This window comes from Acinetobacter sp. L-24 (assembly GCF_056857555.1).
This window is the reverse complement of sequence record NZ_JBSXNI010000021.1, coordinates 33,105-44,368: the sequence shown is the minus strand read 5'-3', so window position 1 is coordinate 44,368 and position 11,264 is coordinate 33,105. Positions and strand designations below refer to the sequence as shown.

The window sequence follows — 11,264 nt, the reverse complement described above, 5'->3', positions numbered from 1 at the left end:
TAACCGAATCTCATCTTGAACTGGATGATATTTTTACCTGGCAGGAACCGCGTAAGGTCACCAAGAATCTGACCCTGACCTATGACAAATGTATTTATCTGCTTGAACCGACAGAGCTGAATCATAAGCTTGTTGGGCAATATATTTCATTTCTGGAGTACCCGGATGGGACTGTGGCCCTCATGCACGAGGGACGAAAGCTCAACTACAGCATTTTCAATAAATTAGCTGGGCTACAGCAGAATGAGATCGTTGAGAATAAACGGTTAGGTACAGTTCTGGCACATATTCAGCAACAGCATGAAGAGTTGGAAAAACAGAATAAACGTTCCCGTCTCAAGAAAAGTATGCCGAGTCGTAAAGCTCAGAAAGCTGTTATTGAACAAAGAAAGTTAAATCCTGTGCTTGACTCTTGTGGTTAAAAACAGGACATTTTAAATGGTTTATCGCATAGACATTTTAATTGGTGAATAACAACCCTTGTAAGTCCAAAATAGAAATATCCGCTTTCAGACTCTGGCATTGATTATGCCACCTAACATTAAAAGTGACATTGGCCATACGTTTTTAGCCAAATTATGCGTTGCCCAGATCCTCAGTATTAATCGGTAGAAAGTGTGCGTGATCTAGACTGCTCAAGCATAGATATTTGAGTACTTTCCGCCTGCAAAACTGGGTTAAGACGATTACTTTTCAATTTGATTTGCAAGCGCAGTTCATTATTGGAGTCCGTATTACGCTTAGCATATGGTGCATAAATTTACGTGCTTCATCGAGCAATTCGGTTGTATACATATCGAGATTCCTGAGATCATGACTGGTCAGCCGTATAGAATGAGCTGGAGCAAGATCTCTAATAAATTATTGTTATTGTTTATTTTTTAATTTAATTATTTTATTCAATTTATAAAATCGTTCTAATCATTATTTTTATTTTCAAACGCTCTGATGAGCTGATTTAAGCATCTGGGAGATGCACTGATCAGCTTCATCCGATTCTGTCTTTCCCCAATCAATTGAGGAAAGACATCATTCAGTTTTAAGCACTACGCTTCAAACCTTCAATTCGTAGTGAGTCAGTCATATTTAACAATAGTTGTTCGGTTTTTTTCCAGCCCAGACATCCATCAGTGACTGACTGACCATAAGTCATTTGCTCAGAAATTTTTTGATTCCCGTCAACAAGATGACTTTCTAGCATTACACCACGAACATTGGTCTGTAAGCGTTCTGCCACGATCTGCTCCAGTACTTCAGGCTGCAGCATCGGATTTTTTGAGCTATTGCCATGACTACAGTCAATCACCAATGCGGGTAAGTCGATCTGATGTTTGGCGCGGATTTTCTCAATTTCTGACAATTGATAATTTGGTCCGCTATTCGAGCCACGTAAAATCAAATGTGCTTTAGGATTACCTTGCGAGTGTAAAATGCATGGCAAACCGGATTGGCTCATTCCCAGGAATTGATGCGGATGAGAGGCAGACTGAATGGCATCCAGAGCAATTTGAATCGAACCGTCAGTACCATTTTTGAAACCAATGCTATATGGCATATGGCTGGAAATTTCGCGATGAATTTGCGATTCGCTGGTACGTGCGCCAATCGCACCCCAAGCTAGTAAGTCATCGAAATAAGCTGTTGCCATCGGGCTAAGGATTTCAGAGGCAATCGGGAGACCCATTGCAATAATTTTGAGGTATAGGTTACGGGATTTTTCCAAGCCCAATTGCATATTGGATGAACCATCCAGATTTGGATCGTAAAGGAAACCTTTCCAGCCTACCGTAGTCCGTGGTTTTTCGATATAAGCACGCATCACTAGGAAAATCTGATCAGATACCTGTGACTGAAGCTGTTTTAATTTTTCTGCATAGTCTAGCGCGGAGGCTTCATCATGAATGGAACATGGGCCGGTGACCACCATCAAACGATGATCCTTGCCTTCTAATATATTTTGAATGGTTTGACGATGTTCAGCGACTTGGCTGGCCAATTGCGGAGACAGTGGCAATTGCTGCTTAAGCTGCTGAGGTAAAATTAAAATGCTTTCAGCATGATGTTGTTGTGATGTATTTGGGATATTCATGACTTTAATCCTGGGACTGGCAATCAGTCCAAACTTTTATTTGAGCGTTATGGGTCTAATCGAAGGTGTTGTGAGTGTCATTAGCTGACTAAAATAAGACCAATAAAAGTTGTTAAAGTATGAATAGTTAAAGTTTGTCATGGCTGTCTCCAAAATATTGTAAAAAATGAAAGGCATAAAAAAACCTGATCAGGGTTGCCGATCAGGTATAAACTGGTGGGCAACCTTTTCATTGCCCAAACGCATTCAGGCAATTAGCTAAACTGCCAGAAATAAAAATATGCGTTTGAAATGATAGGCTGCTTTAACATGTTATGTCTTTCATAAAATGTGATTCTGAAATTAAAATACGCGCTCTGTGATCATTTGACAAGCATTAAATATAAAAAAATATTTATTAACTTTTCTACTTTTATTTATTAATTCATCAAACCGTGAGATGTATCACTAAAATTGGTAAAACCCACAAACCTATTGCAGATTTTACCAAAGAAACTTCAGTTTAATCCAAAGATTAAAAATTAACGTGAAACACGATTCCAGGCATCACGCACTGCAAATTTAGCCTGTTCCCAGTTTAAACGTGATTCGCCTTTCATTTGTTCCCATTTCAGTCTCAAATCAGGTTCTACGTCTTCAAAACGGGTATGGGCATCATAGCTGCCACGGTTTTCATAACCGACTCGGTAGGCCGTATCATAATCACGGTCATAATCCAGATCGCTATAGCTAGTACGGGCATCTGAATAGTATGGCGTATTGATCGAATTATCACGCCAGTAAGCTTGCTCTTCTGTTGGATTTATAGCTTCGCCTACACCTTTACCTGCCAGACCACCAACAACAGCACCGACTACACCACCAACAGCGACACCGACTGGACCGCCTGCAGCACCAATGGCTGCACCTGCCGCTGCGCCACCTGCAGCACCTACACCTGTACCTACAGGATGTGCGCCAGGTTCACCCGTAATTGGATCAGCATTTAAATCATCGCGGACATCTTTAGGCGCATTCTTAATTACATCACGATCAAAATTATCATTCGACATAGAGCTTATCCTTATTCTTTAAAATGGTTTTAGCACGTATCTTCATACGTCCTATTTAATATAAGCATCTGGCATGTAATGACATTAGCAGGCGTGTGTTGTTTCAGTGACTCTCTGTGAGGCTTTCATGCACTAATGTATCCTGAATCAAGTGAAAGCCGCATAAAAAAGACCGGTTTAATACCGGTCTTTTTTAGATTAAAACAGCTTAGTCAAAATGAATGACTGTACGGATCGACTTGCCTTCATGCATTAGGTCAAAAGCTTCATTGATCTGACCTAATGGCATGGTATGAGTCACAAAAGGTTCCAGCTGAATTTCACCTTTCATGGATTGCTCTACCATTCCCGGTAATTGTGAACGACCTTTCACCCCACCAAAAGCAGTACCCATCCATTTACGACCTGTGACTAACTGGAATAGACGGGTTGAAATTTCTTTACCTGCTCCGGCTACACCAATAATTACCGACTGACCCCAGCCACGATGCGCACATTCTAGTGCTGAACGCATTACATCTACATTACCGATACATTCGAATGAATGGTCTACCCCCCAACCAGTCATTTCGACGATCACTTGCTGGATCGGCTGATCATAGTCTTTTGGATTCAGGAAATCTGTTGCACCAAACTGTTTCGCCAGTTCAAATTTATCCGGATTGGTATCAATCACAATGATACGGCCGGCTTTGGCCTGACGTGCGCCTTGTACTACAGCAAGACCGATACCACCTAAACCAAATACTGCAACACTGTCACCTTCCTGAACTTTAGCGGTGTTATGCACCGCACCAATACCGGTAGTCACCCCACAACCAAGCAGGCAAACATGCTCATGGTTGGCTTCAGGATTAATTTTTGCCAGAGAAACTTCAGCTACCACGGTATATTCAGAAAAAGTTGAACAACCCATATAGTGATAGATCGGCTCGCCATTATAAGAGAAACGGGTCGTACCATCTGGCATGACACCTTTACCCTGGGTCGCACGCACAGCAACACACAGGTTGGTCTTACCTGATTTACAGAACAAGCATTCGCCACACTCAGCAGTATAAAGCGGAATCACGTGATCGCCCGGTTTCAGGCTGGTGACCCCTTCACCTACTTCAACGACCACACCCGCACCTTCATGACCCAAAATTGCAGGAAATACACCTTCAGGATCTTCACTAGACAAGGTAAATGCATTGGTATGACACACGCCTGTATGGCTAATTTTTACCAGTACTTCACCTGCTTTTGGTGGAGCAACATCCACTTCTACAATTTCTAATGGCTGGCCTGGACCAAACGCAACTGCTGCACGTGATTTCATGTAAAACTGTCTTTTTTTGCTGATTTACAGATGACTAACAGTAACCTCTTTCTATTCGGAGATTCAACTATTAACATCACCAGATAAGGAATAAAAGATCCTATAATTAATGGAACATCAATGACTAAACCTTCGCCCTTTGTATGTTTGAGCATTTTTACTTTTAGCATCATGCTTTCTGGCTGTGAACTGGCTCCCAACACTGCTGAAGAAGCGAAAATCACGCCGGTTCGACCTGCGCACTGGATCGACAATCAACTTTCAAAACAACAGATTAATAGCGGTAAAACGGCTTTCTTGCCGCTCTATGATGGCTTTATGAGTATGGCAGCACGCCTGCACCTGATTAACAAAGCCAAATATCATCTGGATCTACAATATTATATCTGGAAGGATGATTATATTGGCAATATGATCTTGTCCCAATTACTCAAAGCCGCCGATCGCGGTGTCAAAGTTCGGGTCCAGATTGATGATCAAAATGGCACCCAGCTTGATGACAAGCTTCTTGCTTTAAGCCAGCATCCAAATTTTGAAGTCCGGATTTTTAATCCCTATAAATTTCGTCATTTACGTGCGCTAGATTATGGCTTCCGGATGAAAAAGGTTAATCATCGCATGCACAATAAATTAATCATTGCGGATGGCACTGCAGCCGTGACCGGCGGCCGCAATATCAGTAGTGAATATTTTGATGCCAGTGAAGATTTTCAATTCACCGATGTGGATATATTCTTCGCAGGGCAAAGCGTAACAGATGCCAATCAGACCTTTATTAACTTCTGGAATGATGATCTGAGTTATGACGTTCGACAGATCTTGAATGATGCCGGCCATCCTGAAATGCTTAAAAGGCTCAGAACTGAATTTGAACGAGAAGATGTTGACGAAACTGAACTCAAACGCCGGGTGGGCATTGCCGAGAAACAAGTCGAACAACACTTAAAAAAACAACCCATTCACTGGGCTCCGGCTTATTTTGTTGCGGATAGTCCCGCAAAAGCACGCCCCCATGCCAAAAATGGCGATTATATTTATACCCATATGCTCGAACTGATGGGTGAGCCAAAAAAACATCTGGAACTGGTGTCCTCGTACTTTATTCCCACGCAAAAAGGGGCCGACTATTTAACCCGCCGTGCGCAACAAGGTGTGAAAATCAGAATCCTGACCAACTCTTTTCAGGCCAATGATGTGGCTGCGGTGCATGCCTATTATCAGCAATATCGTCAGCAATTATTGAAAAGTGGCATCGAACTCTGGGAATTTAAACCCTACATTGTCCGTCCGGAACGGACCTGGTATGAAATTATGACTGGAGACATCATCCCGGCTAAAAACAAAAATAGCTCCAGTTTGCATGCCAAATTTTTTGATCTGGATGGCATGGTGTTTGTCGGTTCATTTAATTTTGATCCGCGTTCAGCCTATCTGAATACCGAAGTCGGTCTGGTCATTGAATCGGAAGATTTTCAGAAGGAAATCACCAGTGCGATGGATCAGTACTTACCACGCGTGGCTTATCAACTTAAACTGAACGAAAAAAATGAAATGATTTGGCTGGAACATCAAAAAGATGGCCGTAGCATTCAACATTCACATGATCCGGAAACTACAAAATTCCAGCGTTTTATGATGAATCTGGTGACGAAATTTCCCGGTGAATGGTTAATGTAATGACATTGGAGTGACCTTAAAATTACATGCTATGAAAAGCCCGTATTTCGAGAATAGCCGATTAACCTAACTTAGTCCGATCATCTTTTAAAAGGTTTTACAGTCGATTGCGCTTACTTTAGAATTACACTTTTCTCGTATTTTGCGATTGTTCGCCCTCCACTCCCATGCAATTTTTTGATTTAAGCCGTCAGTTTAAGTTCAGTGATATTCTGACGCCTGTAAAAACTCTCCATGATTTATCCCAGCAAGAATGGTATTTGGCCAAAATTCGGGTGGAACATGACTGTCTGTCCGACTCCGATACGGTCGAGGGACAGGTAGTTTTGAAATCCAGTGAAAATATTCAACTTGAACTGGAATGGCTGATTCAGGATAGCGGTTATGAATTACAGGTTTTATTTAAAGGTGTAGAAACCGAAGCCACTGATGAGACCGGTATTATGTTGAAAGGTGCACAACTGGTCGATGAACTGCAGCAAGTACTCTCTGCCCAAGCATTGAGCTTATGGATTGATGGCACTCTTTTGCCGATCTTGCCCGAGATCCGTCAGGAAATTAAAGCACGTTTAAACTTATGGGATTATGTCGAATACGATGGCTAATCGCCGAGTTTTGCATTTTTTAAAGAGCCTATGGGGCTCTTTTTTATAATCTGAATAACGATTTAGATTGATCAAACTGCCGTAGCTTCAGTTTTTTCAGGCAATGCCGAGCTGGGTAACTTGTTATAAAATTTATAAAAATAATAAGAGAATCAAGGCATGATTTCTGATAATGAATGGCAACAGATTCGCCAGGTGGTCGCTGATGCACAACGGGCCGCCATGCATTGCTCTATTGCAACAGTCAACTCCAAAGGCTTTCCTAGTATTACTCCGATCGGAACCGTATTCCTCAACAAAAAGACCAGTACGGGTTTCTTTTTTGATACTTATTCCACTACTTTTTCTGAAAATTTACAGCATCAGCCGATGGCCTGCATACAGGCTGTGAACAGTAGCAAAATGTTTTGGTTTCATGCGTTGCTTAAAGGTAAATTTAAGCGTTATCCAGGAGTACGCTTATATGCAGAAATTGAGCCTTTACGTCCGGCCTCACCTGAGGAAATACAGCAGGTGGATTCGCGTATTCGAGCTTTAAAATGGACCAAAGGTAGCCAGTTAATCTGGTCCAGCTTTCATCATGTCCGGGAGATTAAGATCAATAGCTATCGCTGGGTCGAATATCCAAATATGTGAATAAATACAACCAAAAACTTACAAATAGTAAGTTCATTTCTTATCTGCAGCCCAGAAACTTCTTTAACTATTTTTTCATCTGATTATTGGATTAAATATTAAACCAGACCCACATGTTCAAACATCGTCCGGTAACTTTCGGCTTTTTTCTCCAGAGAAATCGGATAGGCTCGAGAAGATGAAGGCATGCGATATAAATACAGATCACGTCCGACAAAATGGGCCTGGCTAGGTTGACCAATACTCGGCTTTAAAGTCCCTTCAGGCATGGACAGCATCATGGTGTCTGTGGCCTTGTCGCCTGTGGTCATAATATGATTGCACTGCGGCATTTGGCTGAGTAGTTGCTCAATATTGGTAGGTACTACAATTTCCAAAAATTTGTCTGAAGCATTGCCCTTTAAACGCCGGATCTGATAGCCACTATCAAAAATCGCAATCCCCGTTTCTGTTAAAAACTCCCGGATCAATTGTTCCTGAAATTTTTTATTGGGTAGATCTAAAAAGTAATCTTTATTTTCAAAGAAAATCAGTCCAAAAATCCGCCACATATCATTTTGATAGTTTGGATAATAAAAGTTCATTTTCCAGCGTGTGGCAGGTGGCGGAAAACTACCCAACATCAGTAATTTGGCATTGGGCGGTAAAAATGGCGGTAGCGGATGCGTTTCAATATCAGACATAGAATTAACTAAATTGAGAGATTTCAACTATTTTAGAAGGTCTTCCGAATCTTGCCAGCTACTTCTTGTCCCCAAAGTGTATAAACTTCCTTACTCGGATGAAAACCATCTGCAGCCATTTGTAAATTCATGGCACGATACTTCTCAATATCGTATTCAATCCATTGCATATTCACTTGCTGATTCACAAAATTTTCTAGTTGCTGGTTCATCTGTTTAGCATACTGGCCAAATAGCCAGGCTAAAGGATTCGGTAGCGCCGGAAACATATTCATTGGCGGCACACCGGCAGCAATGATCAGTTTCGGACTAAATTTTTGCTGAATTTTACTATAAAGCTGTTCCTGCTTCTGAATCCAAACCTCGACAGGTATCAGTTTGGTCACATCATTGACGCCAACCGACGTGACGATTACATCATAGTGCTGGACTTCTATTTGGTCCAAAGCATGAATTACTTTTGAGCTGGTATCGCCTGTTTTGGCCTGTAATTTCCAGTCAATTTCAAAGTCATCTTTCAGTTCATGCAGAATTGCACCCAGTAATGCGTCATCCTGATGTTCTACTCCTACACCTGCTGCTGCCGAATCCCCTAAAATGAGCAGAGACAGTTTGTTGCCGGTTCCGGTTTGACCTTCACGTGCACCTTCAGGTTCCGGCAGTCTTAGGGTATTTTTCTTGACACGATTACCCTGAATGACAAGTGCAGGAATCAAGGCAATGGTGGCGGCTTTCAGCAACATAGCGGGCTAATTTATATAGGGATATACTTAATTTTACCTGAGTTTATTCTTTTGAACTATTTCCTCAACAGTCATTTTAAATGAATGTTCACCTAAATTTAACTAAGATAGGATTCTTGCAAAATACAGGCTTATACATCTTGCCATTGGGTAAAACATCAAGGATAAATATAAAAAATCCCGCTTAAAAACGGGATTTTTATGACAATCAAAGCTTAGATTTTATAGTCATTCCAGCGATTCATACGCTTAAAAGTTCCCACATCATTAAAACGCACGCCCACTTCTTTCATTACTTTATGCGCCGTTTTGGACGTCAGTTGACGGATATAAAATGGCTCTTTGACCACAAAATGATGAATCGCATGGGTCGAACCGAAATTACAGCAGAATAACTGGAACGGAACCATCCACCATGGATTGAGCACTTGGGTTTGTTTGATCACATCACGTGGATCAATATCGCCATAGTAATGCATATTTGAGCTGACAAACTGCAAGCTAAAAGAACGGATAAAGTTCGGAATCACCCAGATGACTGCCAGCAGATTTACAATCGGCATCGCGTCGACAATGCCTTGCGACCAGAGCATCTCATAACCGAATAGCGGTGAAACTGCATTTAAACCATGAAAGACCACAAACAGGTAGCACAATCCATAGTAAATAATGCTGAGAGGTAAAAAGCCAAATAGCTGAGAAATCATGGCAATTTTACGTTCTTTTTCAGGCTGTTTTTCCAGGAAAAGATGAATCATTTTAATCATCTGAAATGGACGCAGATACACTGACATCAACTGGTCACTAATCACCAGAATTCGGCGAATGCCCCCAAGGCATACCATTACTGATGCCACGTTCTTCCAGGTCATGTTCAGTGCCTGAATATTTATGATGATGCAAATGTAAACGACGACGTGCCCACGGACTGATGGTGTTTGGACGTGCCAACCAGACCAGTGCCAGCATCAGATGATGTGCCCAAGGTGTTTTTTTGAAATACATATAATGAATCAGGTCATGTTCCAATTCATGGGTCAATGATGCAAAAATCGCAATCAAGGGAATGGTAAACCATGCTGAGAGATAACCTGTTCCATATGCTACCGCGCATGCAATCATGCCTGCCCAGGCAAAGCCTAAAATACTCGCACCTATAAAGTTCTGATGTTTGAGTATGGGATAACGAGCACGCACCTCTTCCCCGGCCTGGGTAACGATACTTCTGACCTTGGAGATTCGCTGCTGGTCAGTCATATCCGCAGATGTAGACATATGGACAACCTTTAATTTCTGAACGGTTGTACATTAAAGGAAATTCTAAAAAAGAGAAGTTATCTTTCCACTTTTAGAGTGAGTATGTCTAAGTTTTGGACAGTTTGGAAAAGTTCTTAAAATTGGCGAAAATTAGGAAAAGTAAAAGATGGTCTTTCTCATGAAACGAAAATTTAAAAGTAATTGATTTAATTGCAAATTCATCAATAAAATAAAAATATAATTTTTGATAATTTAAAACTTTATTTTAATAATCAATATATTAGGATTTATAAAATTTCGCTTTTTTGTAAATTCAAGCTATACATTTTTTAGAAAAAAATACTGATTCAGAAATTTTTCTCAGTTTGTCATAAAAAATAAAAAGAGAAGCGCTCTAGCTTCTCTTTTTATAGATCTAAGAGCGCTTTTAACCTAACTTGTTCACCAGTTTAAGTGGTAATACTTTCATGGCTAGACCGAGTGGCAACCAAGGCCATTTCGGCACATAAGCCTTAACTGGTGCTTTTTCAATTTCTGCTGCCAATAAACGCGAACCAGTTTTTTCATCTACTTCAAAAGGTAGCTTTTTTGCCCCTTCATTAATTTCAGTACGAATATATCCTGGGAAAATGGTGGTCACTTTTATTGGCGTACCGATCAATTCAGCTCGAATGCCTTCCGCTAAATGAGCCACGCCGGCCTTACTTGCACCATAAGCCGTTAAATGTTTTGGCATACCGCGCATTGCACTCATAGATGAAATCATCACCAGATGGCCAGAGTTTTGTGCACGGAAGATTTCAACTGCAGCTTCACATTGTGCTAATGCCGAAATAAAGTTGGTTTCAACCGTGGCTTTATTGATAGCAAAATTACCTTTACCAATCCGGCGGCCCTCACCGACACCAGCATTCACAATAACTCGGTCAATGGTGCCAAAGTCTTCTTTAAAAGCACGAAACACTTCAAACACTTGATCGTAATCGGTGACATCTAGTGTTTTGGCAATGACTTTGATGCCATATTGGCTTTCCAGTTCCTGCTTTAAGATTTCCAGACGCTCCAAACGACGTGCACAAATCGCCAGGTTATAGCCTTTTTTCGCAAATTCACGTGCCATACCGGCGCCGATCCCTGAACTTGCACCGGTAATTAAAATTGTTTTAGCCATGTATTTACCCTATTCCTTTATTTTTCTAGC

9 protein-coding genes and 2 pseudogenes are annotated in these 11,264 nt (G+C 41.2%); 4 read left to right on the top strand and 7 right to left on the bottom strand.

Features of this window, described 5'->3' with window-relative positions; all coding sequences use genetic code 11:
- Nucleotides 1-422, top strand: a pseudogene (locus AC13CK_RS01350) (ISNCY family transposase); the annotation flags it as partial.
- A 617-nt stretch (nt 423-1,039) separates the two neighbouring features.
- On the opposite strand, the gene AC13CK_RS01345 reads toward AC13CK_RS01350, so the two are convergent.
- From AC13CK_RS01345 to AC13CK_RS01335, 3 genes are all read right to left on the bottom strand, one after another.
- On the bottom strand, nt 1,040-2,089 hold the full coding sequence (locus tag AC13CK_RS01345; protein WP_425878530.1) for a 3-deoxy-7-phosphoheptulonate synthase: 1,050 nt from the start codon (nt 2,087-2,089) through the stop codon (nt 1,040-1,042).
- A gap of 521 nt (nt 2,090-2,610) precedes the next feature.
- On the bottom strand, nt 2,611-3,141 hold the full coding sequence (locus AC13CK_RS01340) for a hypothetical protein (protein ID WP_005266297.1): 531 nt from the start codon (nt 3,139-3,141) through the stop codon (nt 2,611-2,613).
- A 208-nt stretch (nt 3,142-3,349) separates the two neighbouring features.
- The gene (locus AC13CK_RS01335; protein ID WP_425878534.1) at nt 3,350-4,462 is read right to left on the bottom strand and encodes an S-(hydroxymethyl)glutathione dehydrogenase/class III alcohol dehydrogenase; all 1,113 of its coding nucleotides are present in this window, start codon (nt 4,460-4,462) and stop codon (nt 3,350-3,352) included.
- 120 nt (nt 4,463-4,582) lie between these two features.
- Here AC13CK_RS01335 and AC13CK_RS01330 point away from each other — a divergent pair, with 120 nt between their 5' ends.
- The 3 genes from AC13CK_RS01330 (at nt 4,583) to AC13CK_RS01320 (ending at nt 7,380) form a co-directional block, all read left to right on the top strand.
- Nucleotides 4,583-6,139: a phospholipase D family protein gene (locus tag AC13CK_RS01330; RefSeq protein ID WP_180038459.1), complete on the top strand. Its 1,557-nt coding sequence runs from the start codon at nt 4,583-4,585 to the stop codon at nt 6,137-6,139.
- A 167-nt stretch (nt 6,140-6,306) separates the two neighbouring features.
- Entirely contained in the window at nt 6,307-6,744 is a 438-nt protein-coding gene (locus tag AC13CK_RS01325) for a hypothetical protein (protein ID WP_425878536.1), read from the top strand.
- 159 nt (nt 6,745-6,903) lie between these two features.
- Nucleotides 6,904-7,380: a pyridoxamine 5'-phosphate oxidase family protein gene (locus AC13CK_RS01320; RefSeq protein WP_071850087.1), complete on the top strand. Its 477-nt coding sequence runs from the start codon at nt 6,904-6,906 to the stop codon at nt 7,378-7,380.
- A 98-nt stretch (nt 7,381-7,478) separates the two neighbouring features.
- Here the strand turns inward: AC13CK_RS01320 and AC13CK_RS01315 are convergent, their stop codons facing one another.
- From AC13CK_RS01315 to AC13CK_RS01300, 4 genes and pseudogenes are all read right to left on the bottom strand, one after another.
- The gene (locus AC13CK_RS01315; protein WP_425878538.1) at nt 7,479-8,063 is read right to left on the bottom strand and encodes a uracil-DNA glycosylase family protein; all 585 of its coding nucleotides are present in this window, start codon (nt 8,061-8,063) and stop codon (nt 7,479-7,481) included.
- A 32-nt stretch (nt 8,064-8,095) separates the two neighbouring features.
- Nucleotides 8,096-8,806 carry an SGNH/GDSL hydrolase family protein gene (locus AC13CK_RS01310; protein WP_004280437.1) on the bottom strand — a complete coding sequence of 237 codons (711 nt, stop codon included), beginning with the start codon at nt 8,804-8,806 and terminating at the stop codon, nt 8,096-8,098.
- Nucleotides 8,807-9,021: 215 nt separating this feature from the next.
- Nucleotides 9,022-10,081 (bottom strand): annotated as a pseudogene (locus tag AC13CK_RS01305) (fatty acid desaturase).
- Between the two features lie 409 nt (nt 10,082-10,490).
- Nucleotides 10,491-11,234, bottom strand: coding sequence for an SDR family oxidoreductase (locus tag AC13CK_RS01300; protein WP_425878540.1), 744 nt, complete (start codon nt 11,232-11,234; stop codon nt 10,491-10,493).
- Between the last annotated feature and the right edge of the window lie 30 nt (nt 11,235-11,264).

Coding starts and splice junctions, on each gene's coding strand:
- AC13CK_RS01330 (WP_180038459.1), top strand. CDS start 4,583: ATGACTAAACCTTCGCCCTTTGTATGTTTGAGCATTTTTACTTTTAGC.
- AC13CK_RS01310 (WP_004280437.1), bottom strand. CDS start 8,806: ATGTTGCTGAAAGCCGCCACCATTGCCTTGATTCCTGCACTTGTCATT.
- AC13CK_RS01315 (WP_425878538.1), bottom strand. CDS start 8,063: ATGTCTGATATTGAAACGCATCCGCTACCGCCATTTTTACCGCCCAAT.
- AC13CK_RS01300 (WP_425878540.1), bottom strand. CDS start 11,234: ATGGCTAAAACAATTTTAATTACCGGTGCAAGTTCAGGGATCGGCGCC.
- AC13CK_RS01325 (WP_425878536.1), top strand. CDS start 6,307: ATGCAATTTTTTGATTTAAGCCGTCAGTTTAAGTTCAGTGATATTCTG.
- AC13CK_RS01335 (WP_425878534.1), bottom strand. CDS start 4,462: ATGAAATCACGTGCAGCAGTTGCGTTTGGTCCAGGCCAGCCATTAGAA.
- AC13CK_RS01320 (WP_071850087.1), top strand. CDS start 6,904: ATGATTTCTGATAATGAATGGCAACAGATTCGCCAGGTGGTCGCTGAT.
- AC13CK_RS01345 (WP_425878530.1), bottom strand. CDS start 2,089: ATGAATATCCCAAATACATCACAACAACATCATGCTGAAAGCATTTTA.
- AC13CK_RS01340 (WP_005266297.1), bottom strand. CDS start 3,141: ATGTCGAATGATAATTTTGATCGTGATGTAATTAAGAATGCGCCTAAA.